This window comes from Shewanella hafniensis (assembly GCF_019655335.1).
Lineage (GTDB): Bacteria > Pseudomonadota > Gammaproteobacteria > Enterobacterales > Shewanellaceae > Shewanella > Shewanella hafniensis.
Map to the genome: position 1 here is coordinate 44,567 of NZ_BPFD01000002.1, position 25,473 is coordinate 70,039.

The window sequence follows — 25,473 nt, forward strand, 5'->3', positions numbered from 1 at the left end:
TCGTCTTTCATCACGGATCAACAGCATGGCTCATCGTCGCTAAATAAGGGGATCAAATCAGCAACGGTTTCATGGCCACGGGCGGCTAGAAAGGCCAAGAGTGCAGAAGGACTGCGATTGAGTAAGCGCGATGGCGGATAAGCCACTTCATCGATGATCGCTTGCGCCCGCGCAAAACCGCCCAAGCTGAAAGCCACATGGGAATCAGAGCCCATAACTAAAATAGTGCCAAATTCCTTGGCCGCTTTAGCAATCGCAGTGCAATTGGCTTCGCTACCCTTACGGGATACTTCAAAGGAGGAATTGTTAATTTCAAGCGCTACACCGTATTCGGCAGCGGCGCGGGCAACGGCTTCAATATCAATCGGATAGGCGGGGTTTCCCGGATGAGTAATGACATCGACCTTGCCACTCTTAATCGCATTAATCATGGCCTCTGTGTGGGTTGCCTTATCCGATGGCGGATAAACCGGTTCATGGAATCCCGCGAGCACAATATCGAGCTGCTTTAAATAATCACCAAAGAAATCAATCTCGCCGTCGATATTTTTAATATTGGCTTCGATACCACGCAAAATCCCGACGCCATCAACCATACGCGGCAACACTCTTAAATTCACAAAGTGCCAAAAATGCGGCGCATCGGCCATCGCAGGCCCATGATCTGTGGTGGCAAATAGGCGAATCCCCTTCTGCTTTGCCACCGCTAAGTAGTCATGAATCGTGCTATAAGCATGGCTCGAAGCCACAGTATGGGTATGAGTGTCGACTTGGTACTGCATGGTTCACCTCAGTCAAATGATTCAATCAATTTAGAAAAATTGGCCACGATTTAGCTAAAGAGCGATAACAATTCATCGGCGCTTCCTTGCCATGTGCCCTTGCCTTTACCTTCGAGAATACTGTCCGCTAGGCTTTGCTTATGCTGCTGCATTTCTTGGATTTTTTCTTCTACTGTGCCTTCGGCAATCAGCTTATAGACAAACACGGGCTTATCTTGGCCGATACGATGTGCTCTGTCCGTTGCCTGCTTTTCCGCCGCTGGATTCCACCAAGGATCATAGTGGATCACAGTATCCGCCGCGGTGAGATTAAGCCCAGTGCCGCCGGCTTTTAAACTGATTAAGAACACAGGCGTATCGCCCTCTTGGAACTTATCTATCTGCGCTTGGCGCAGGCGAGTTTGCCCAGTGAGCTTACTGTAATCGAGCCCTAAGTCCACCAGCTCTGCTTCAATCAGGCTAAGCATGCTAGTGAACTGGCTGAAAATTAATATCTTACGCCCCTCTTGCACCATCTCGGGCAAGTTCTGTTTTAGCCAGTCTAACTTAGCATTACTCTTCACTTTTTGGGCTTGCTCTAACTTCACCAAGCGCGGATCGCAGCAGGCTTGGCGTAGCTTAAGTAAAGCATCGAGAAACTCGATACGGCTGCTAGCAACACCTTGAGAGGCAAACAAATCCCGCAGTTTTTTCTCCATCACCAGTCGAATACTCTCGTAGAGATTTCGCTGATCTTTTTCTAACTCTAAGCTCTGGGAGATTTCGGTTTTAGGGGGTAATTCACCGACCACTTCATCTTTGGTTCGGCGCAGCACAAAAGGCGCAATCCGTTGACTCAAGATTTGCGCTTGTTCCCTATCGCCATAACGTTCAATTTTGTGCCTAAAGGATTTGTTAAAGAAGGCATTCGTGCCGAGTAGTCCGGGCAAACAAAAGTCCATCAAGGACTTAAGTTCACCTAAGTGATTTTCAAGCGGCGTACCCGACAGACACAATCTAAACGGCGCTTTAAGAGCTTTAATCACTTGAGTCACTTTCGCCTGCGCATTTTTAATCTGCTGCGCTTCATCGAGCACGATATGTTCAAACACTTGCCGTTGGTAATAGTCACTATCGCGCACAATCAGCGGATAGGTCGTCACCACAATATCAAACTCACCTAAGCGCTCGAGCAAAGGCTTACGCAAGGCGCCATGAATGACGACAAGCTTTAACGAAGGTGCAAATTTCGCGGCTTCTTTCGCCCAATTACCCACTAAGCTCGTTGGGCAAATAATGAGGCTTGGAGCATGGTTAGCCCCTACGGGTTTTAGCGCTTGCTGCTTGAGTAAAAAGGCCAAGGTTTGAATGGTTTTCCCTAGCCCCATATCATCGGCCAAAATACCGCCAAGCTGATATTCCTTTAAAAAACAGAGCCAATTCAACCCTTGCTGTTGATACTGACGTAACTCAGCTTTTAAGTTGTCTGGGACTGCAACCTCTAACACGCCGTTAAAGTTTTCAAGTTTAGTTGCTAAACTGCGCACCCGTTCACCATTAAGCAGGCGAATATCACTGTCGGCAAAATCATTTAATAGGTGGGCACGGTATTTAGGCAAAGACACGCTATTGCCTTTGTGACTGTCAAACAGCTCTAAAATAATGCTGATCAGCGGCTTAATCACGCTAGCTTTGACTTTAAACCAATCGCCATTTGGGCTGGGCAGCAGTAATTCTGCATCATCGGCGGGCTCACCATACTGCTTAAGCCAAGTGGCAATTAAGGGCAGCATAGGCACTATTTGACCATCGATGTCAGCATTCAGTGACAGAGAAAACCACCCCTCTTGGGTATCATCCAGTTCAATCGCCAATGGAGTATCAATCACATTCAAACTGAAATGGTCGGCAAAATGCACTTGGTAGCCCAAGGCCTCTAGCGCTGGGATTTCCTGTTGAATAAAGTGCAACCAAGCATCAATGGTTTCTGGCAGTGGCCCTAACCCCCAAATACTGACATAGCTGCCACTATTCGGGATAAAAGATGGCGCCAGCTCCACCAGTTCCAATGCCATCAAACGATTAATCGCATCCATTTCCGCATCCAGTTGACGCGCGACTTGATAGGTTTTGCCTTGCTGAGTGACTAAGGACAAGGGCTCATCGGGATATTGGCCGCCAAGCACCACGTCTTGATAAACAAATTCCAGCAGCACTAATGGCTGCGCCATAGCAAACTCGGGTAATTCCTGCGAGGTTAAGGTCAACCAAACTTGCAGCGGCACTTGCAGCTCGACAAAATCAATCGAAGCCGGCGTAGGTACGGTTTTCGCAGAAAAATGCTTAATCAGTTTGTGGCTCACTAGTTCAATTTGTGAGCTAGGCACTGGCGGCATCTGACTGAGTAATAAGAGTTTTTCAACGCTGATCTCTGTCTCTAATGCGCCTATCTTAAAATAATCTAAATCGATATAAGTCGGCGGCTCACAGGGGATCAGCTCCCAATTGTCCTTATTAGGCAAGGTTAACTGCATTTGCTTGTGCTCGGCATCCTTATCCAGCCAAATGAATTCTGGCTTTAACGGTTCACCTCGGGTGAGCGGTAAACGACTCTCTTCCCAAAAACACCGTTCAGTAACAAGCATTTTTTCCAGCGCCATGGCACCTAACTGAGCTTTAAGATATAGACGCGAGGCTCCGTGACGACGAGTCGACATGATGAGATTGATGATGAGCACGTCTTCGGCGCTAATCCAAGCGGGCATGTAGTATTGCACATCGGATAACGCGATTTTAGAGCCTTTGTTATAGCCGCCCTTCTTCGCCAGCTTACCTTTTCTTAGTTCAAGGTAAACGCCGTTATCATCTTTGGATAACACGTACAGCACGCGGTCGTCATAGAGTAAATCGACATTTGAAACCGTGAGATCATCACTTTCGTCTAGCAGATGTAACCATTGAGCAATACGTTGATCTTCAACGGTTCTATCACTCAGTAAACTGTAAAGCACGGCGGCAATATGCTTGCAATGCCCAGTGGCGGGGCATGAACAGAAGCCGTTCATGATCAACTTATGGTTCACACTGACGAGGCGAATATCTTGCCGATAGGGCTGGGATTCCGTCCCCATGACGCGACCTTCAATATGACGAAAATCGGCATTCGCTTTGGCGCTCAAGACCCGTCCTTTCATCACATAATCACGGGCGCGCATTAAGGTTGGCGGCGTGAATAATGACTCAATCGTGGTGCGAGTCAATTGAATAGGTTCTTGGGGGGACAAGCGATTCATGTACAAACCTTGAAACTTAAAAATATCGATACCTAACAATAGCAAGCCATTGCCGAGCGACATTTATCAATGAGTTGTGTGGAATTGTATTGAAAGCCTTGGCCGAAAGCCAGAATGATAACCTCTATCGATAAACTCACCCTGCCTGCAAGATAAAAGAACAGACTTATTCGCAGGCAGGGCATGGATTTAAAATTGCCAAAAAACATTAATAAATAAGGCGTTAACCTTGCATCCCCCCCCAAGACGTTAACGGTTGCAACCAAGGGCTAAACTTTTGCTTTAGCCTCAGTACTTTTTGCATCAGTACTATTTTTATCAGCAATGTAGCGGTCGACCAGTGTTTCTAAGATATCCAAGGGCACAGCACCATTTTTCAGCACTACATCGTGGAAATCCCTGAGATCGAACTTATCACCTAAGGCCAACTTGGCTTTTTCACGCAGTTCGAGAATTTTCATCATGCCGACTTTATAAGCCGTCGCTTGACCTGGCATAACGATATAACGCTCAATCTCAGCCGTGACATCGCGATCGGACATGCCAGTATTTTTCTTCATATAGTCAATCGCTTGCTCGCGAGTCCAACGACTATGATGAATACCCGTATCCACCACTAGACGCACAGCGCGGAACAACTCTGCCTGCAGACGACCAATATTATCAAAGGGATCCTTTTGAAAACCGAGCTCCCACGCCAAACGTTCGCTATATAAAGCCCAACCTTCAATGTACGCCGTAAAAGGCGCCATCTTACGAATAAGTGGCATACCTTCTAACTCCATCGCCACCGCAATTTGGAAATGATGCCCAGGGATCCCCTCGTGGTAGGCTAAAGTGCGCATACCGTATTTAGGCGTGGCCTTGATATCATATAAATTGGCATAGAAACGCCCTGGACGACTACCGTCAATCGCGGGCTGCTGATAATAGGCACCCGGTGCTGTTTTCTCTTTAAATTCAGGAATACGCACCACTTCCATGCCCGCTTCGGGTCGAATACGAAAGGCATCACCGAGTCCCGCATTCACTTCATCAAGAATCGCTTGATAATCAACGAGGATTTGCGCCCTACCCGCATCGCTATCCTCGTAGTAAAACTTAGGATCGGCGGCTAATGCTTCAATCGCGACCGAGAAACCTTGGCTTATATCGTAACCTTCAGCGGCTAAGATAGTCATGATTTCACTTTGAATGCGATCCACCTCAGCCAGCCCTTTAGCATGGATTTCATCAGCTGTGTAGTTGGTGGTCGTAAAGAACTTCAGCAATTGCTCATAGGCAAGGTCGCCATTTGGCAGCGCCCAATAACCATCGTCCGTCCCCGCTTTGGCTTGTAACTGGGAAAAATAATCAATAAAGAGTTGATACGCTGGATGCACGTAACCTTTAATGTCCGCTTCAGCGGCGGCCAATAAGCGTGCTTGTTCATCGGCACTGATATCCGTGTCAGCCAATTTGGTTTTAAATGAACTATATAAAATATTGTCTTGAATCGGCGTCGCGACAAAATCATTCATCTCGGTGAGCACCCGCTCAATCACAAACTTAGGCGGAATAATCCCTTTCGCTTCACGGATTTTTAAGCCTTCGAGAGTTTGCGCAAACTTAAGTTTCACCTTTTGTAAACGCGACAGATAGTTTTCAGCATCGCCCACCGAGTGCACTTGGTGCTGCGCCTGCATAAAGCTGGGATAACCGTTTTGCACACCAAACAACTGATTAAGCGGATAGTTATGGTAACGATACGGCTCAGAAACCAGCGCGAAATCGGCAAGATATAGGGCAATATCCTTGGAGATACGTTGATTTTCATCTAAATCCGCATCGGAATAGCTCAGCAAGGTTTCACGCAAATCTCGCACTTGCGCGAAAGTCTTATCCATCGCCTCAGGACTATCGTCATCCAACTCGGCGTTATGGCCTGTAATCCCTACCGATTCTAAGAAGCCCAATGAGGTCAAGGTTTCAGGGCTTTCGAAAGCCATCTTGACCACACTTCTGTCTAGAAACGCGCGAAAGAAAAACGGCTTTTTCGCAAACCATTCATGGGCGGCCAGCGCCACGAATAACAGCACTAAGACTAAGCTGCCGAGTCCAATCCGTTTTAGTAGTGTTTTCAACATCATTCTCCCTTCTTATTATATTGGGTCTACAGTTTTCGCACTGAATCTAAAGCTCAAGCACGCTGTTATTTTGCTGACGAGAATATCACCAACACAAATAAGCAACAATTTAATAACGTAACTAAGCGTGACTGAATCCTGTCTCTGGCATTCAGGTCGCCTTTCAACTTCCACAGACACCTAATAGGCAAACTGTCGTCACTCAGTCGCGACAAACAGACAAAATATTTTTTACGCTCGATAACTTTCAAACTAGCTCCGTATCCAATTGAATATAAACAGTTATAAAGCATCACTTCCACAATATCTTTCTATAACCCACTCTATAGATGAAAGGTATTTCAAAATAAAGCTATACAAACCCCTAGAGTGTGTTAATCTGCACTCCGGCCTGTGATTCAGACCTATTTATAAGTAATATTATGTATTTGAAATCCTTCGCTACGCCTGTAATATTTTTTGCTGTCATGAAGCTTTCCACTCATAACTTATCATCAATGTAAATAATTCTATTTCTGGCTAACATACCGCATAATTGCGAATTATTTGTTTGAAAATTTTGGAGACATTCATGTCTAAAACTACTGGTTTAGTAAAATGGTTTAACGAAGATAAAGGTTTCGGTTTTATTTCTCCTGACAATGGTGGCGCTGACGCATTCGTTCATTTCCGCGCAATCGTTTCAGAAGGCTTTAAAACTCTTGCTGAAGGTCAAAAGGTTTCTTTTGATATCGAACAAGGCCAAAAAGGTCCTCAAGCTGCGAACGTAGTTATTCTGTAATTAGACTTTGTCTAATTTAAGTTAACAAGTTCCAGACAAAAATGCCGACACTATGTCGGCATTTTTATATCTGCAATTCAACCGTATCTAAAAAGCCAGTCTTTGGCTTTAGCCGTGCAAGAGTTTAGCCTCGGCTTTCTCAAGTCTTCGTGGTTTACCCACTATCAGTAAAATATCCCCTGCACGAAAAACCCAGTCCTGCTCAGGATGTTCCACTTCGGCGCCACTGCGACGAATCGCCCTTAACTCGACTCTTAAGGTTTCCCACATAATATCGGCAACGGTTTTACCAATCGCATCTGCGCCACGCGGTAACGCCACCGCATGCAATGACTCTAAGGTGAAGTCGGTTTCTGTACCGGAAAAAAAACCATGTAAAAATTGATAATGATTCCGCCGCTCTGACTCTAAACGTTTTAAAATCCGCGCTAATGGCACACCGCATTGATGCAATACCTGTGACACTAGCATCAAGCTACCTTCTAAAGATTCTGGGATCACTTGATTGGCACCCGCTTTTTTCAGCAAGTCTAGATCACTGTCGTCTTTAGTTCTGACTAAAATTTTAGCTTCTGGCGCCAATAACTTACATAAGGGTAGGACGTCTTCTAAACTGCGCGATTCACAAAAAGTGATGACGATCATCTTGGCCTGCTTAACGCCTATTTGTTTTAACATCGCCCGTTTACACACGTCTCCAAAATAAATCGGTTCGCCAGCACGGCGTGCCTCAGAAACACGAGTCGGATCGAGATCCATCACCAGATAAGGTACGGCTTCAGTTTTCAAAAATCGCGCTATGGTCTGCCCTACTCGACCATAACCGAAAATCATCACCAGCTCTTGCTCATCCATTAAAAGTGGTACGACTTCATCCACGTGTTTTGCCTGCCGGATCCCCAACACCCACTTAGCAATGTCCACGCTATGGCGAACTAACCAAGGTGCGAGCGACATGGAAAGCACGGCGACCATGACCAACATGGTACTGATTTCATTATCTAAAAGTTGATAATTAACCGCTAAAGCCAATACCACAAAACTGAACTCGCCCACTTGGGCTAGGCTCATGGCCGTACTCATCGAAATTCGAAAAGGCTCGCCTACTAGTCTTAAAATGCCATGAATGATCAACGCTTTACCAAGCACAACCGCCACTAAAACCAGCAATATCTGCCACCAGAAACGCATCACTAAGGTAAAGTCCAGCATCATGCCTATGGAGATGAAAAACAGCCCCATCAATAGATCACGAAAAGGCCGGATATCGGCCTCAAGTTGGCGGCGGTACTGGCTTTCCCCCAGCAGCATACCCGCCATAAATGCCCCCAGCGCCATGGATAATCCCAGCCATTGGGTGAACGCGCCAGTGACTAAGGCCACCACCAGCGTTGATAATACGAACAGTTCGTTAGAGCGGGAGCGGGCAACTTCGTCAAAAATCCGCGGCAGTGCCCATTTACCGAAAGCCATTAAGAGGAAAAAGGCCAAAATACCTTTCAACAAAGCAAAGGCGATATCCGCAACGATCAAAGGTTCGCCACCATTAGCCAGTAATGGCAATAGGATCAACAGCGGCACAACTGCTAAATCCTGGAACAATAAAACACTGACAGAGAGCTCACCGTGACGGCGCCTCAGCCATCCCTGTTCATTGAGTAATTTAAGGACTATGGCAGTGGATGATAAAGCGATAGCGGCACCGATAACCAAGGCTTCTACCCAGTTAAGACCACATAATAGGGCCACGCCCATGGTCAACAGGGTCGTGATCACCATCTGCGCACTGCCTAAGCCAAATACAGTCCGGCGCATGGCCCATAGCCGCGGCACAGAGAACTCCAAGCCTAAGGTAAACATCAGCAGCACAACCCCAAGTTCGGCGACGGATTGCATTTGATGCTGGGTAAACCAATGAAAACCGCTTGGTCCACTCACAACACCAGTGAGTAGATAAGCCAGAATTGCAGGTAACCCCAAACGACGCAGCACAGCAATGGCCACAATGGCAATCACTAACATAAGTAGTACTTGGATTAAAAAGCTATGTTCCATTGGGGCTATGACTCCTGTCAAAATGCTGACGTGTCAAAAAAACTAACGCTGAGTTTTAAGCTTAACTGAATGACTAACAAAGACAAATTTTATTAACAAATATTGCGGCACGGTATTTGCTTAGACTAGATAAGAGATGTATCGCACTAACATTTGCTGGAGTGATGATTATGGACTTTGGCCTAGCGACCGAGCTGTATCCCGACGAATATCGCTATCAAACAGAACATTATAGTCCCAATGATAATCCATTGGACTTGATACAAGTGATCCAACAACTGCATGCCAGTTTAGATCCTAGGATAGTCTTTGCCTGCTATGGCAAAGTGCTGGGACAACACTTGCCGATCCAAGGCGTGCGCTTAACCTATGGAGAGCACAAATTCAGCTGGGGCAAACGTTATGGTATCAGCGTCAAACGACAGCTGATATGTGCAGGTTTGCCGCTGACGATCCAATACCAGTTATTGACGCCACTAACGCCATCACAAGCCTCAAACTTACAGGATATTGAACCGCTGTTATTGCAACCGTTATTAAATGCGATGCAATATCAAGAAATGTCGATGCAGGCCATGTTTGACTCGCTCACTGGCTTAGGTAATCGCCATTACTACAGTCAAAGCATCAACAATGCGACCGCCAGAGCCCATAGAAAACAAGGTTCTGTTGCACTCATAGTGCTCGATTTAGATAACTTTAAACAGCTAAATGATAAATTCGGCCATAAATGCGGTGATTATATTCTGAAGGAATTTGGCGACATCATTCGTGCAACCATACGTAATACGGATCAAGCCTTCCGTATCGGTGGTGACGAATTCGTGATTATTGTCCAAGGTAATATTCATGCGGCAGGCCTATTGTGCGAACGGATTGTCTCGGCCATCAATCTGCACACTAGTTTCACTCAATTTGGGGTGAGCTGTAGCTTAGGTGTGGCAGAATCACACGATACCATTGAAGCCGAACAACTTTATGAACTTGCCGATAAGGCGCTTTATCAAGCCAAAGCCGCGGGACGTAACTGCTATAAACTCAGCCAAAATCAATTAGTTTAGACGCGCAAGGATGCCAAATGAAATGCGATAACAAACTCGCAGCGCGTAATCTGTGAAGGTTCAAAACAAAAGGAAGATTACTATCTTAAGGTAGATCTCAAGGAAGATTCGAATCAAACTGACGTGCTGCGACCTACGCTTTCTTACTTTGCTGCTTTCCTACTTCAAAAGAATAATGCTGCAACCACTCACAAAAACTCCAGCGATAACTCCCAACCCACCCCCCTTGCTTCGCCAACAGGCACTTAAACAAGCTCTTGAAAAAAAGCTTAAACAAGCACTTAAATAGAAGTTTGAAGCACCTGCAAACCTAGTTCATTCTGCTCAACAATAAAGCTTTTTTCAACCCAGAGCCCAATCGCCATCACCAGTTGCTCGTTATAAAACACAAAACCAACCTTTTCACGTACCCAAGGCGGCACGCCAAACTCTTGCCATAGTTTCTTTAATTCTCGGCCCTTGCCACGGGAATGGGGATGACAGCGATATTGCCCCGCGAGTTGATAACGCACACTCACCACTTCATCTGGCTGAGGAAAGCGGGCTCTAGCCCCTTGCTTTGTCACTATCAGCCTAATCTGCTCACCATTTGCTATGCCCGCTGGCGACACGACTAATTCGGCACTATCTCCCTGTAATAAAGAAATAAAGTAATGCTGTGGCAACGTCCAACTCACAGGCTGAGTGTGACGTTTGTGAGTTTGATACTTAAATAAATACACTTGATTAGCAAAGCGGCGGATTTCACACTCACCCACTCGAATATGCACTTTAGCATCATCTTTTGCGGTTAACAGCTGAGTGATGATCTGCTTAAGCTGCACCTTTGAGGGCAAGGCAAAACCTTGTGATTCGATAAATCCCCGCAAGAGTAACGCTTGCCAGTCGGCTGACTGCTCGGCAAAACCCTCGAGCTTAAATACACTTTGAGTATGGTAAGGCGCTTGGGTTAACCATAAAGGTAAACGTTCACTCACCTGTAAATCCAACGTTGCCTGTTGCTCGGCGCACAATGCCGCGCTACGACTCGCAGTTGTCGCAATACTCGGCCAGCGCGCTTTTAAACGGGGAATTATTTCTAAACGTAAAAAATTACGATCGAACTTATCGTCTTGATTACTTTCATCTTCGATATGCACTAAGCCTTGCTGTTTTGCGTAGGCTTCAATCTGCTCACGGCTGATATCCAACAACGGCCGCAGTTGTCTGCCTTGCGCTAATGCTTGAACTTGTCCCATGGCCGCCAGCCCTTTAGGACCCTGACCACGTTTGAGCGCCAGTAAGATAGTCTCAAGCTGATCGTCTTCATGGTGGGCCGTCAGCAACACATCATTAGCGCTTAAATGCCGTTCAATCGCTTGATAACGCACTTTTCGCGCTTCGGCTTCAAGGCTCAATCTGGGCCCGTGATTAACTGTCACTCGCTCAACCGTCACGGGTAAACCATAATGCTGACCGCGCTCAAGACAATGCTGCGCCCAAGCATCAGCGTTATCGCTTAGGCCATGGTGCACATACACCAACTGATAGTTAAACTTAGGATGTTGCCGCGCAAACTGACTTAAGCCAAAGGCTAAGACTTCGGAATCAACCCCGCCACTGTAAGCCAGCACTAACTTGCAGTCAGGCGCTAAGGATTGCGCAGCCAAAAAAGCACTGATATGCATGCTGAGATCGCCAACTGCCAATGGCTCGTAAAGCTTAGCCGACATAGGTTAACTTCATCTGTTTGCACCTAAGACATTCACCAACATTAGAATAAAATTCGCACCTTGTTTGGCCCGAGCAGCGATTCGAGCGAAAGCATCAAGTCATCGGTCGGATTCACTCGCCAAGCATCGGCTAACCTAAACTGACCTTTGGCTTGGGCTTGAGTGTAGTTGATCACCACAGGCACAGCGCCATTACGCCACGGGCTTAAGGCTTGCTCGAAGGTATCAAGGGCAGATGGCGTTAACTCACTGCCATCCATATCGATTTCTAGCGCCTTAGCAAAGTGGCTGCGCGCCTCACTGATATCTATGATGTTACGCGCCGTCATACGGTTGCCGCCGGCAAAATCATCATAACTCACCTCACCTTCACAAATGAGGATGCGGTCTTTCTCCAGCAGATGATTAAACTTTTCAAAGGCTTCGGTAAACAACATGATTTCAAGACGCGCGCTCTTATCGTCAAGCGTCAACAGGCCCATTTTCGAGCCGCGCTTAGTCAGCATCACGCGTGTCGCCACCACTAACCCCGCAGCCTTAGCGGTTTTACCGCGTTCGGTCGGATGCACATCTTTCAAACGACCGGACGTGTAATGCTTAAGCTCTTTTAAATATTGATTGATCGGATGACCGGTCAAATACAAGCCTAAGGTTTCACGCTCGCCTTCAAGCCAAATTTTATCCGGCCAAGGGGTGCATTCAACAAACTGCTGCTTACTATCTTCGGGTTCACTGTTGAGCAAACCAAACATATCGTGTTGACCAATCGCCTCAGCTTTAGCGTGTTGATCGGCGGCGCGAATCGCTTCGGGCAAGGTGGCCATCATAGAAGCACGATGCGGTCCAAGAGTATCGAGTGCGCCCGCGCAGATAAGCTTTTCAATCACGCGCTTATTGAGCTTTTTCAAATCGATACGGGCGCAAAAATCGAATAGATCCACGAAGGGGCCATCCTTACGCGCCTCTAAAATCGATTCAACTGGGCCTTCACCTACACCTTTAATGGCACCAATGCCATAAACAATGCGCAGATCATCATCAACGGTAAATTTGAACAAGCCTTTGTTCACATCCGGAGGAATGAGCGGTAGCCCCATACGCTCACATTCATCGACCAAGGTCACAATTTTATCTGTGTTGTCCATATCGGCCGACATTACCGCCGCCATAAACTGCGCAGGATAATGGGTTTTTAGCCATAAGGTCTGATAAGACACCAACGCATAGGCGGCTGAGTGAGATTTGTTAAAACCGTAGCCGGCGAACTTTTCCACTAAGTCGAAGATCTTCATCGACAAGTCGCCATCGACGCCGTTATTGATTGCGCCTTCTTTAAAAATGCTGCGCTGCTTGGCCATCTCTTCGGGCTTTTTCTTACCCATAGCACGGCGGAGCATATCGGCGCCGCCAAGGGTGTAACCCGACAGCACCTGCGCTATCTGCATTACCTGCTCTTGATACAGAATAATGCCGTAGGTTGGCGATAACAGTTCTTTTAGTGATTCATGCTGGTACTGAGAATCTGGATAAGATACTTCCTCGCGCCCATGCTTACGCTCGATAAAGTTATCGACCATGCCCGATTGCAACGGACCTGGGCGGAACAAAGCAACCAGTGCGATCATGTCTTCAAAACAGTCGGGCTGCAGACGCTTAATCAAGTCTTTCATACCGCGGGATTCGAGCTGGAATACTGCTGTGGTTTCATACTTTTGCAGCAGGCGGAACGACGCAGGATCCGTTAACGGAATCGCTTCAATACGCACAGGCGGACGACCGTTTTTGACTTCGACCTTATTCACCATCTCCAGTGCCCAGTCGATGATAGTCAAAGTACGTAAACCCAAAAAGTCGAATTTAACCAGACCTGCAGTTTCGACGTCGTTTTTATCGAATTGGGTTACTGGGTTTTTACCTTCAGCGTCGCAATAGAGCGGCGCAAAATCGGTAATTTTTGTCGGTGCAATCACCACACCACCCGCGTGCTTACCGGCGTTACGGGTCACACCTTCGAGCTTACGGCACATGTCGATCAGATCTTTGACATCTTCATCGGCATCATAGGATTCTTGCAGTGCAGGCTCAACCTCAAACGCTTTCGCCAGCGTCATGCCTGGTTCTGGTGGAATGAGTTTAGAAATTCGGTCAACAAAACCATAGGGATGACCCAGCACACGGCCAACGTCGCGAATAACCGCTTTTGCCGCCATAGTTCCGAAGGTGATGATTTGCGATACCGCTTCACGGCCGTACAATTCGGCCACGTGGTCAATAACCTCATCACGTCTATCCATACAAAAGTCGACGTCAAAGTCGGGCATGGAAACCCGCTCTGGATTGAGGAATCGCTCGAACAGTAAGTCAAATTCCAATGGATCTAAATCGGTAATCTTAAGCGCATAGGCCACGAGTGAACCCGCGCCCGAGCCACGACCAGGCCCGACTGGAATACCGTTATCTTTACCCCATTGAATGAACTCCATTACGATCAAGAAGTAACCTGGGAACCCCATCTGGTTGATCACTTTGAGTTCGATATCGAGGCGCTCGTCGTATTCACCGCGTTTCTCGGCGCGCACCTCAGGATCAGGGAACAAAAACTCAAGCCGCTCTTCAAGACCCTTCTTCGAACAATCGACCAGAAAGTCTTCGATGGACATATCGCCCGTCGGGAAGTTGGGCAGGAAATATTCGTATAAACGGATCGTCACATTACAGCGTTTAGCGATTTCGACACTGTTCGCCAACGCCGCAGGAATGTCGGCGAATAGTTCACACATTTCCTCTTCGCTACGCAAATACTGCTGTTCACTGTATTTTTTAGGTCGGCGAGGATCGGCAAGGGTAAAGCCATCGTGGATAGCGACGCGAATTTCATGGGCGTCGAAATCTTCAGGTTTAAGGAACACCACCTGATTGGTGGCGACCACGGGAATCCCTTTCTCCTGCGCTAAGGCCACAGCCATGTGCAGATAGCGCTCTTCGTCTGGGCGTCCAGTGCGGATAAGTTCAAGAAAATAGCGATCGGCGAAATGGGTTTGATAAAACTCACATAAAGATTCAACTTGAGTGCCATTGCCCTTGAGCAGCGCCTTACCCAGATCGCCTTCTTTGGCGCCCGATAACAGCAAAATGCCTTCGTTATAGGTGAGTAACCACTCTTGATCTATCACCACACGGCCAGCCACTTGGCCACGCAAATAGGCCTGACTGATAATTTGGGTGAGATTCTGATAACCGACATTGTTCATCGCAATGATGGTCAAGGCGCATAATTCGCCTTCAAATCCGGGCACTTGCATCCAAAAATCGGCGCCGATAATCGGCTTAATCCCCGCACCATGGCAACCACTGTAAAACTTCACCAAACCACAAAAGTTGTTTTGATCAGTCAGGGCGACAGCCGCCATTCCCTGCGCTTCCACCTGCGCCAAAATTGGCTTAACCTTGGCCACGCCATCGGTCATAGAGAAGTCACTGTGGACACGAAGATGCACAAAACGAGGATCGGACATAATTAGGATTATCTTTGAATAGCAGGTTAACAATAACTAGAAAGCAGCCTAACAAAGTCACGCAGCCAGAGCCAGTGACTTTGCAGGATAACGGCAACTATATACCCAAACAACCTCAAGATACCTATTTCGGCTTGTTTGGGTCAAATGCTAAAAATCAGCGCTCACAGTCCCAGTAATGCTTTGACGGGTTTGAAACTTTTACGGTACTGGTCAAACACACCATGTTCGGCGATGGCCTCAAAATGCGCCTTAGTCGGATAGCCTTTATGCTGAGCAAAACCATATTGCGGATAAGCAGCATCGAGCACGTCCATCTCACGATCCCGCGTCACTTTCGCGATAATCGATGCAGCACTAATACTGGCAATTAAACCATCACCTTTAATGATGCTGTGACTGGTAAGCGAGACGCCATTATGGGCAATAAAGATGGGGCTACGATTACCATCCACAAGCACAAGCTCAGGGGCAATATTAAGCCCAGCAACCGCGCGCTGCATCGCCAACATAGTGGCGTGCAGAATATTCAGCTCATCGATTTCAGCAGGACTGGCGCGGCCAACGTGATAACACAACGCTTTATCACAAATCTCATCGAACAGGGTTTCGCGGCGCTTCTCAGTGAGTTTTTTAGAATCATTCAGGCCACTGATGGGCTTGCTCGGATCCAAAATCACTGCGGCAGTGACGACGTCGCCGACTAAGGGGCCACGGCCGACTTCATCCACTCCGGCAATCAACCCCGTCGAAAAGGCCAGCAAATCGGCTTCAGTTAAACTTTTATAGGTTGCCACTAATTAGCCTCCGGCGATTTAGCCTGAGTATGTTTAGGCTCAACCAGTGCCATTACCGCTTCAGCGGCTTTTAAACTCGCATCACGGCGTAACACTTGGTGCAGGGCATCAAACTCAGCTTTGAGCGGCGTAAAATCTCGATTTAACTCGACTGTGACCGCCGCAGCTATTTTCTCTGGCGTGCAATCTTCTTGAATGAGCTCAGGGACGAGATCTTTTCCAGCCAGTAGATTCGGTAACGAGAAACGCTCGACCTGCATCATGCGCTTAGCAATCCAATAGGTCATAGGGCTAACACGATAAGCCACCACCATAGGACGCTTGACCAACATGGCTTCTAACGTCGCAGTGCCCGAGGCCAATAAAATGCCATCGGCCGCTGCCATCACTTCACGGGACTGGCCTTCAATCATGTGGATTTCAAGATCAGGCGCAAAATCCTTCAGTGCTTGCTCAAATTGGTCACGGCGTTTTTGATTCACCAGCGGGGTCACAAAACGTATATCAGGGAAGTTCTGTTTAATCAGTAAAGCCGCCTTCACAAAAGGCTCAGCCAGTTGCTTTAGCTCTCCACCACGGGAACCGGGCAGAATCGCTAAGTATTCAGCATCGGCATCTAATCCAAGCAAGGCACGGGCTGCAGCTTTATCACTTTGGAAAGGAATATCGTCAGCCAAAGTATGACCCACAAAGGTACAAGGCACCTGATGCTGATCGTAAAAGGCTTTCTCAAAGGGCAACAGCGATAACACCATATGAGTAGCCTTGGCGATTTTGAATATCCGTTTTGGACGCCACGCCCACACGGACGGACTCACATAATGGACCGTCTTAATGCCGCGCGCTTTGAGTTTAAGCTCAAGACCAATATTAAAGTCCGGTGCATCAATGCCAATAAAACAATCGGGCTTAAGCGCGGTAATCTCTTTAATCAGGGAGGCACGTACTGTTAATAAACGAGGCAAACGGGATAGCACTTCAACAATGCCCATCACGGCGAGTTCTTCCATCGCAAACAGGGATTTAAAGCCAAGGGCTTCCATGCGGGGACCACCGATACCGACAAAATGCGCATCGGGATGAGTCTTTTGCAGCGCCGCCATTAAACCTGCGCCTAAAATATCGCCCGAGAGTTCTCCGGCAACCATGGCAAACACTAATGGAGTTTTATTGCTCATAAACCAATCATGTCTCATGAATGAATGACATTGGATGACGGGGCGAACAACAGCTAAAACGCATCATGCCAAGCCATACTGCTGTAAATTAATGATTAAGCTCATTGATGGTTGAATGCACAAGGACATTACTAACGACAACGTCTAACCACCCAATAGGCTTAAGCCAATAATACAAAAGGGCATAAAAATGCCCTTTTGATGTCGTGTGGTCATCAAGTTAGCGAATAATGCCGCGACTCGATGACTTTACAAATTCAAGGAACAATTTCACTTGCTCATCGCTCTGTGCATCTTCAGCTAGGGCTTCCATCGCTTCGTCAACTGTTAAGCTGCTGCGATATAAGGTTTTATAAGCACGACGCACCGCCAGCTGGCTTTCTTTAGAAAAACCACGACGTTTCATGCCTTCGCTGTTTAAACCGCGTGGAATCGTCGGCTGACCCGCCGCCATCACAAAGGGAGGCACATCCTGCAGCACCAAAGAACACCCTGCAGTAAACGCATGGGCACCGATATGCACAAATTGGTGAACACCTGTCATACCGCCTAAAATCGCCCAATCACCCACGTGTACATGACCCGCGATAGAAGCGTTATTGGCCATGATTACATTATCGCCGACCACACAGTCATGGGCGATATGCACATAGTTCATAAACAGGTTATTCGACCCAATACGGGTTTCACTGTTATCTTGAACTGTACCACGGTGAATAGTCACGTGCTCACGGATGACGTTATTGTCGCCAATGATCAGTCGTGTGGGTTCACCAGCGTATTTTTTGTCTTGGCATTCTTCGCCTACTGAGGCGAATTGAAAGATACGATTACCTTTGCCGATAATCGTTGGACCTTTAACAACCACATGGGAACTCAACCAACAATCATCACCAATTTCAACGCCTGCACCGATATAGGTCCAAGGGCCAATGGTGACGTTATTGCCAATTTTTGCATCGGGATGCACAAACGCTAATGTATCTATCACTGACTAATCTCTCTGCGGGCACACATGATTTCAGCGGAACAAACCACTTCACCATCCACTTTGGCCTCACCGTAGAAGACGCCAATCCCGCGGCGCTCTTTAATCATTTTGACATCAAAATGGATTTGATCTCCTGGCTCAACCACACGTCTAAAACGCGCATTGTCGATACCAGCAAAGTAATACAACACCCCTGGAGGTGGCACATCACTACTCATGGTTTTAAAGGCTAACAGGCCAGTTGCCTGCGCCATGGCTTCTAAAATAAGCACGCCTGGCATCACAGGCTGAACCGGGAAATGTCCCTGAAAAAATGGCTCATTTATTGAAACGTTTTTGATCGCCTGCAGACTAACACCAGGAGTGTAATCAAGCACACGATCGATCAATAGGAATGGATATCTATGGGGTAGATATTTAAGTATTTCTTTAATATCCATAGTGTTCATTTGATTAGACACGAACCGAGTTCCTCAAATTGCCTTGGAGCAATTAATCTGGTGTTTTTAAATTTTTTTCCAACGTTTTAACACGCTGGAACAGTTCATCTAACTGACGGAAACGAACTGTATTTTTACGCCAAAGTTTATTGTCCATTGCCACTGTGGCAGAAGAGTATAAACCGGGCTCACGCATATTAGTGGTAATATTGGTAGCACCAGACACATGCACACCATCGGCAATGCTCAAATGACCTGCGATGGCACAACTACCGCCAATAATGCAATATTTACCAATAGTCACACTGCCAGCGATAGTCGTACTACCAGCGATTGCGGTATTTTCACCGATAATATCGTTATGGGCAATTTGTACTTGGTTATCGATAATCACCCCATCGTGGATCTCGGTATGGCCTAATGCACCGCGATCTACCGTTGAATTCGCACCTATCTCAACCCGATCGCCGATACGAACGCCGCCCGTTTGTGGAATTTTAATCCACTGGCCGCGTTCATTGGCATAACCAAAACCATCTGAGCCTAATACGGCACCCGAATGGATAATACAATTTTGCCCCAAATGCACATCGTGATAGACGGTAACATTAGCCCATAAACGCGTTTTTGAGCCAATAACCACATCTTGTCCAAGCACAACACCGGCACCTATCTGGACATCTTCACCTAAAATAACGTTCGCACCAATAACCGCATTCGCCCCAATCGCAACACCTTCACCTATATGGGCAGAAGCGTCTATTTGAGCCGAAGGATGGATACCCACCGCCGCTTTAGGCGTAGTGTCCAAGTACTGGGCAACACGGGCGAAACCAACGTAAGGATCTTTTACAATTAACGCAGTACCTTGATAATCCTGCGCATCTTTAGCTGACAATAACACCGCACTCGCTTGAGTTTCCTCAAGCTGAGAGCGATATTTACTGTTGGCTAAAAAAGAGATTTGACCCGCTTTGGCATGTTCTAAGGTCGCCACACTATTAATAACTAGCGTTTCGTCGCCTTGGATATCACCGTCTAATAACAGGCCTAGCTCTTTTAAAGTCACACTATTCATCTATTACTTGCCTTTGCTTAAGGCTTCAACCACTTTGCCACTGATGTCAGCGTTAGGCTTAACATAAATGACTGCACCACGTTGCAATACCAAATCATATTGGTCTTTTTCAGCGATAGTGTTGATGGCTTTTTGCACTTTAACTAACAGTTTATTTTGCTCTTCACCTTGGCGACGACGTAAGTCTTCATCCAATGCTTTGCCTTTTAACTGATATTCAGATTTTAGCGATTCCATTTTACGAACCAGTTCCGTTTTTTGTGCATCGTTCATTAACGCACCGTCACGTTGCTGCTTCTCCATCAGAGAGCGCATTTCTTCTTGCATTTTTTGGACATCAGCCATGCGATCGCCAAACTCTTTCTTCAGAGATTGAGAGATCTGTTCACGTTGTGGCAGCTGTTCGAACACAGCGCCCATATCCACTACGGCAATTTTCTCAGCATGTGCCATTAACGGCGCGCCTAACAAAACTAACGTCATCAGCGCGCGATTTACCATCTTGTTCAAAATAAACTCCTTGTTACCTTGTTATTGTCAGCAAAACTTGCCGAGTGTATGCCTTTTAAAAAGTTTTGCCAATATTGAAAGAGAATATCTCTGTTTGGTCGCCTTCGTATTCTTTAATCGGCCACGCTAAGCTAAACACCATAGGACCCATAGGTGATAACCACTGCACACTTAAGCCCCAAGAGGCGCGCAGGCGTGCTGGATCACTGTAGTCCTGTAACTTAGCAAACTCGTCTGCTGGCAAGCTATTTTTATAAAAATCGTAGTCAAACTCAGTATCCCAGACGTTACCCGCATCAACGAAGAAACTCGTACGTACTGAATTCGTGTAAGCCTCATCCAAGAATGGTGTTGGGACAATCAACTCCATGCTCGCTGTCGCAAGGGCATTACCACCGATTGAGCGACCAGAACTCACTTGGATACTATCAGGATCCGGCTGAGGGAAGTTACAGCCATCGCCGGATGGATCGAAGCAAGGTTCGCTGCCACTATACATATAGAAGGAGCGAGGACCGACCGAGTTTGACTTAAAGCCACGTAGAGAGCTACTACCACCCGAGTAATAGTTTTCCCAGAAAGGCAGAATTTGATCGTTATCGTTAAACTGACCATAACCGTTGCCATAACCTAATCGACCACGGGCCAAAAGCACGAAGCTCTGACTACGGTTGATAGGGAAATAGAAGTTAGTGTCAAAGTCTGTCTTAAAGTACTGTAAATCAGATCCTGGCGAAGTCATTTTACCGTTCAAACGCTGAGACGAGCCGTCTGTTGGGAAAGTGCCACGGTTCAAGGTGCTACGATACCAACCCAAACTCAATTCAAAGTTATCGAAACTTAAGTCCGCATTTGGATCGTTATCACGATAGATGTTATAGAAACGACGCGCTTGCTCGTAGGCGGAAATTTCAGAAATCGTGTTATGACGATAGCCGATGCCACCGTTGATACGGTTGTATTCATTGATCGGGAAACCCGAGTTCAATGCCACACCGTAAGAACTGTTTTTATAACGTTCTAAGTTAGCTTCATTGGCGTCAAACTCACTCCAATAAACGCTACCCCCTAAACTCACGCCATCCTTCGTCCAATACGGATCGGTATAGGATAAGTTAACGTTCTTAGAGTACTTGTTGGTGCTCAAACTCACACCAGCTTGGTTACCTGTGCCTAAGAAGTTATTTTGCTGCACACCAAACTGCAAGCTCAGGCCTGATTCAGTACCATAACCTACGCCAGCGTTGAATGAGCCAGACGGCTGCTCTTTCACTTTCACTGCGACATCGACTAAATCATCGGTACCTGGCACTTGAATGGTTTCAGTGTCAACAGTTTCGAAGAAGCCCAAACGGTTAAGACGCGCTTTAGATTGCTCAACTTGTGCAGAGTTTAACCAAGCCCCTTCCATCTGACGCAGTTCACGGCGCATCACTTCATCTTTGGTCACTGTGTTACCAGTGAAGTTAATCGCACGAACGTAAACACGTTTACCCGGTTTAACATTGATGTTTAATGTCACTTCTTTGGTCTTATCATCAATTTCTGGGTAGGTTTTGACTTCTGGGTAGGCATAACCGAAGCGGCCTAAATATTTGCTGTACATTTCTTCGGTGAAAGTCACATCGCCGCCGTTGTACATATCACCCGCTTTGATTGGCAGAATTGATTTCATCAACTCTTCACGGCCCATCAAATCACCCGTCAGGTTTACTTCTTTAACTTTATATTTCTCACCTTCATCTACGTTGATGGTGATATATAAACCTTTACGGTCAGGCGTCATCGCCACTTGCGTCGAGGTGACTTCAAAGCGGATATAACCTTTATTGTGATAATAGGTTTTGATGGTCTCGAGATCGGCCTGCAGCTTTTGCTTCTGATAACGGCGTTCGCCAAACAGATCCCACCAAGCCACATAATCTTTAAGTTCCAACATGCCAATCAACTCAGCATCGGTGAACTCATGATTACCGACCACGTTAATTTGGCGGATTTCGGCCGCTAAACCTTCGGTGAACTTAAATTTCAGCTCAACCCGGTTACGGGGCAAGTTGATCACTTGAGCTTCCACTTTAGCGCCGTATTTACCCACGCCGTAGTAGAAATCCTGCAGACCCTTTTCAATACCGGTCAACATAGTGCGATCGAGCGACTCACCGACTTTAACGCCAGAACCGTCCAGACTTTCCTGCAACTGTTCGTCTTTAATGTCTTTGTTGCCATCAAATGTCACGGCACTGATGGTGGGACGTTCAGTGACTTTCACCACTAATACGCCGCCATCTCGGCTCACGGAGACATTTTCAAAGTTAGTCGATGCATACAAGCTTTTAATCGCTTGTTGAATTCTTAACTGGTCAACAGTGTCACCTACTTTTACTGGTAAGCTTAACAGGGCAGCACCGAGTGCAACTCGCTGCAAACCTTCAACTTGGATGTCGGTCACTTCAAACGGTTGGAAAGTATCAGCCAACACAGTCCCTGAAAACGACGCACCGACGAATAACATCGAGGCAAAAAGTTTATTCAATCTCATAGAGCACTTCTAATTATTAGTCTGTCCTTGCTCAGAGTCGGGCAAAATCATTGAAGAGCGCAATGCTCATCAACATCAGCAGTATTGCTGCCCCAAATCTGAATCCTATTTCCTGCACCTTTTCAGGTACAGGTTTACCAGTTATTACTTCAATAAAGTAATACAGCAGGTGTCCCCCATCGAGCACAGGTAAAGGCAACAAGTTAATGATGCCTAAATTGACGCTGATGAGCGCGAGGAACCCGAGAAAATAGACCAGACCATAGTTTGCACTACTGCCCGCACCCTGTGCGATCGAGATGGGTCCACTCAGGTTTTTCACCGACACATCGCCGGTAAATAATTTGCCAATCATCTTAAAGCTCACAGCAACAAGTTGCCATGTTTTATCCGCTGCGATGCCGAAAGAATCGATTGGTCCATATTCAAGTTGTAAACGCATATTGTCTGGCCATGGCGCTTGGGTTGGGCTCACCCCCAGCATACCTATCTCTTGGCCATCGGCGTTTTTACTGCTTAACGGTGTCACTGCCACGTTAAACTGCTCGCCATTGCGACGCACAGTTAAGCTCACAGGCACATTGGCAGAATGTTGAATAATGTCAACAAAAGCCTGCCAATCGGAATAATTTTTACCATTTATCGCCACTAAGGTATCGCCGACTTTCAGCTCACTATTCGCAGCGGCGCTGTCAGGGCTAATTGCAGCTATTGTCGGGACAATTTCAGGGCGATAAATCCCTAAACCTAAAGTGGTAATCGGTGATTCTTTTTCAGGATCAAAATGCCAATTGCGGGTATCTAAAGTATAAGAGCGCACACTGGAATCTAAGCCCTGTAAACCGTTAACAGGTGTCAGCGATACACTCAGACTTTCATCGCCTATGTGGCCCGCTAAGGCTAAATTCACCTCTTCCCAGTTACGCACAGCCTGACCGGAAATGGCCGTAATTTGCATGGGCTCAGTAACTTGGATTTGCGCGGCGGCTGTCCCAGGCGTTGTCGATGTGATAACAGGTTTCAGTGAGGGCACACCAATCAAATACATGAAATACAAGGCAACAATAGCAAAAATGAAATTCGCAATCGGGCCAGCAGCCACAATCGCAATGCGTTGCCAAACGGTTTTACGATTGAATGCTTGATCTTTTAATTCATCGGGAACATCTTCAACGCGCTCATCGAGCATTTTGACATAACCACCGAGTGGGATCATGGCTAACACGTATTCAGTGCCATCTTTACCGACACGGCGCCAAATCGCCTTACCAAAACCTATGGAGAAACGTTCGACTTTGACACCACAACGGCGCGCGACATAGAAATGGCCGTATTCGTGGGCTGTGATTAACAGGCCCAGTGCAACGATAAAAGAACCTAAGTTCCATAAAAAATCTAACATCCCACTCCTTACGTCATTGATTTAATCATTCAGCCATTGCTAAGCGATGCTTGCTAAGGTCTCACGCGCATAGACGCGGGTTTGCGCATCTAAGGCTAAAATATCTTCTATGCTGCCCATAGGGCACTTAGGCACAGTCACTAAACAAGCTTCGTTCACTTTTGCAATTTGCGTAAAGCCAATTTGCCCCTGTAAAAATGCTTCAACGGCAATCTCATTGGCAGCATTTAACACTGTTGTCGCCTCTTGCCCTTGGGCACACGCGTCCATTGCCAGAGCCAAACAGGGGAAACGTTCAAAATCAGGTTCATAAAAGCTTAACTGTCCGACTTTGAAAAAATCTAAAGGTTCAACGCCAGAATGAATTCTTTGCGGATAAGCCATGCAATGGGCAATCGGTGTGCGCATATCTGGGTTACCCATTTGAGCAATAACCGAACCATCAAGGTACTGCACCATAGAGTGGATCACGCTTTGCGGGTGGATAACCACCTTCAGTTGCTCAGCCTGAGTGTTAAACAACCAACGCGCCTCAATAAACTCTAAGCCCTTATTCATCATAGTGGCGGAGTCGACGGAGATTTTAGGTCCCATGGACCAATTAGGATGTTTACAAGCCTGAGCTGGCGTCATGGCGGCCAGTGTCGCCAAATCCGAGCGCAGGAAAGGCCCACCAGAACCGGTTAACAGAATATGGGAAATACCCGATGCCGCTAAGTCACAACGGCCAAGGTTGGCTTGCACTTCTTGGGGGAGACATTGGAAGATGGCATTATGCTCACTATCCACAGGCAAGAGCACAGCACCAGAGCGCTTAGTCGCCTCAATAAACAGCTCACCTGACATGACTAAGGCTTCTTTATTGGCCAGTAATACCCGCTTACCCGCCTTTACGGCTTCAAGCGTCGGTACTAGCCCTGCAGCCCCAACAATCGCCGCCATCACAGTATCCACTTCGGCAGCGGTCACTAAACCGAGTAAATCATTGATGCCTGTGGTGACTTGGATATTGAGCGTCGCGGGTAAAACGGCACGCAACTGTTTTGCTGCCGCTTCATCCACCATATGCGCCACTTTTGGTCTGTGAGCAACACAAAGTGCGAGCATCTTATCGACGCTGGCGTTAGCCACTAGTCCGTACACGCGATAAGCGAGTGGATTCGCTGAGATCACACTTAAGGTACTGGCACCTATAGAGCCGGTAGCACCCAAAATCACCATATTTTGCATAGCG

Annotated in this window: 17 protein-coding genes; 2 read left to right on the forward strand and 15 right to left on the reverse strand. The window is 46.9% G+C overall.

Translation table 11 applies throughout. The features are described from left to right. Window positions 1–17: 17 nt before the first annotated feature. The 3 genes from K5Q99_RS01085 to K5Q99_RS01095 form a co-directional block, all read right to left on the reverse strand. On the reverse strand, window positions 18–782 hold the full coding sequence (locus tag K5Q99_RS01085) for a phosphatase (RefSeq protein WP_220775773.1): 765 nt from the start codon (window positions 780–782) through the stop codon (window positions 18–20). A gap of 50 nt (window positions 783–832) precedes the next feature. Further along, window positions 833–4,054 (reverse strand): DEAD/DEAH box helicase, encoded by a 3,222-nt coding sequence (locus K5Q99_RS01090; protein WP_220775774.1) that lies wholly within the window; start codon window positions 4,052–4,054, stop codon window positions 833–835. A 269-nt stretch (window positions 4,055–4,323) separates the two neighbouring features. Then, the gene (locus K5Q99_RS01095; protein ID WP_246604357.1) at window positions 4,324–6,183 is read right to left on the reverse strand and encodes a DUF885 domain-containing protein; all 1,860 of its coding nucleotides are present in this window, start codon (window positions 6,181–6,183) and stop codon (window positions 4,324–4,326) included. A 568-nt stretch (window positions 6,184–6,751) separates the two neighbouring features. Here K5Q99_RS01095 and cspE point away from each other — a divergent pair. Further along, window positions 6,752–6,961 (forward strand): transcription antiterminator/RNA stability regulator CspE, encoded by a 210-nt coding sequence (gene cspE, locus K5Q99_RS01100; RefSeq protein ID WP_106650037.1) that lies wholly within the window; start codon window positions 6,752–6,754, stop codon window positions 6,959–6,961. A gap of 108 nt (window positions 6,962–7,069) precedes the next feature. Here the strand turns inward: cspE and K5Q99_RS01105 are convergent, their stop codons facing one another. Further along, complete coding sequence (locus K5Q99_RS01105) at window positions 7,070–9,016, reverse strand: monovalent cation:proton antiporter family protein (protein WP_220775776.1); 1,947 nt, start codon at window positions 9,014–9,016, stop codon at window positions 7,070–7,072. Between the two features lie 170 nt (window positions 9,017–9,186). On the opposite strand from K5Q99_RS01105, the gene dgcS reads away from it, so the two are divergent. Then, a complete protein-coding gene (dgcS, locus tag K5Q99_RS01110) occupies window positions 9,187–10,077 on the forward strand; it encodes a diguanylate cyclase DgcS (protein WP_220775777.1) in 891 nt (296 codons plus the stop codon). Between the two features lie 281 nt (window positions 10,078–10,358). Here dgcS and tilS read toward each other — a convergent pair whose 3' ends face one another. From tilS to ispC, 11 genes are all read right to left on the reverse strand, one after another. Then, window positions 10,359–11,789, reverse strand: a complete 1,431-nt coding sequence (gene tilS, locus K5Q99_RS01115; protein ID WP_220775778.1) for a tRNA lysidine(34) synthetase TilS — start codon at window positions 11,787–11,789, stop codon at window positions 10,359–10,361. A gap of 41 nt (window positions 11,790–11,830) precedes the next feature. Beyond that, a complete protein-coding gene (dnaE, locus tag K5Q99_RS01120; RefSeq protein ID WP_220592478.1) occupies window positions 11,831–15,304 on the reverse strand; it encodes a DNA polymerase III subunit alpha in 3,474 nt (1,157 codons plus the stop codon). 164 nt (window positions 15,305–15,468) lie between these two features. Beyond that, on the reverse strand, window positions 15,469–16,101 hold the full coding sequence (gene rnhB, locus K5Q99_RS01125) for a ribonuclease HII (protein ID WP_220775779.1): 633 nt from the start codon (window positions 16,099–16,101) through the stop codon (window positions 15,469–15,471). Beyond that, window positions 16,101–17,279 carry a lipid-A-disaccharide synthase gene (lpxB, locus tag K5Q99_RS01130; RefSeq protein WP_220775780.1) on the reverse strand — a complete coding sequence of 393 codons (1,179 nt, stop codon included), beginning with the start codon at window positions 17,277–17,279 and terminating at the stop codon, window positions 16,101–16,103. Before lpxB ends, rnhB begins: the two co-directional genes overlap by 1 nt. Window positions 17,280–17,499: 220 nt before the next feature. Then, complete coding sequence (lpxA, locus tag K5Q99_RS01135; protein WP_106650030.1) at window positions 17,500–18,270, reverse strand: acyl-ACP--UDP-N-acetylglucosamine O-acyltransferase; 771 nt, start codon at window positions 18,268–18,270, stop codon at window positions 17,500–17,502. Further along, window positions 18,267–18,731 (reverse strand): 3-hydroxyacyl-ACP dehydratase FabZ, encoded by a 465-nt coding sequence (gene fabZ / locus K5Q99_RS01140; protein WP_106650029.1) that lies wholly within the window; start codon window positions 18,729–18,731, stop codon window positions 18,267–18,269. Before fabZ ends, lpxA begins: the two co-directional genes overlap by 4 nt. A gap of 31 nt (window positions 18,732–18,762) precedes the next feature. After that, complete coding sequence (gene lpxD, locus K5Q99_RS01145) at window positions 18,763–19,788, reverse strand: UDP-3-O-(3-hydroxymyristoyl)glucosamine N-acyltransferase (protein WP_106650028.1); 1,026 nt, start codon at window positions 19,786–19,788, stop codon at window positions 18,763–18,765. Between the two features lie 3 nt (window positions 19,789–19,791). Then, window positions 19,792–20,289 (reverse strand): OmpH/Skp family outer membrane protein, encoded by a 498-nt coding sequence (locus K5Q99_RS01150; protein ID WP_011846353.1) that lies wholly within the window; start codon window positions 20,287–20,289, stop codon window positions 19,792–19,794. 64 nt (window positions 20,290–20,353) lie between these two features. Next, window positions 20,354–22,837 carry an outer membrane protein assembly factor BamA gene (bamA, locus tag K5Q99_RS01155; RefSeq protein WP_106650027.1) on the reverse strand — a complete coding sequence of 828 codons (2,484 nt, stop codon included), beginning with the start codon at window positions 22,835–22,837 and terminating at the stop codon, window positions 20,354–20,356. A 31-nt stretch (window positions 22,838–22,868) separates the two neighbouring features. Continuing rightward, complete coding sequence (gene rseP, locus K5Q99_RS01160; protein WP_106650026.1) at window positions 22,869–24,239, reverse strand: sigma E protease regulator RseP; 1,371 nt, start codon at window positions 24,237–24,239, stop codon at window positions 22,869–22,871. Between the two features lie 39 nt (window positions 24,240–24,278). Next, the gene (gene ispC, locus K5Q99_RS01165) at window positions 24,279–25,469 is read right to left on the reverse strand and encodes a 1-deoxy-D-xylulose-5-phosphate reductoisomerase (protein WP_220775781.1); all 1,191 of its coding nucleotides are present in this window, start codon (window positions 25,467–25,469) and stop codon (window positions 24,279–24,281) included. Between the last annotated feature and the right edge of the window lie 4 nt (window positions 25,470–25,473).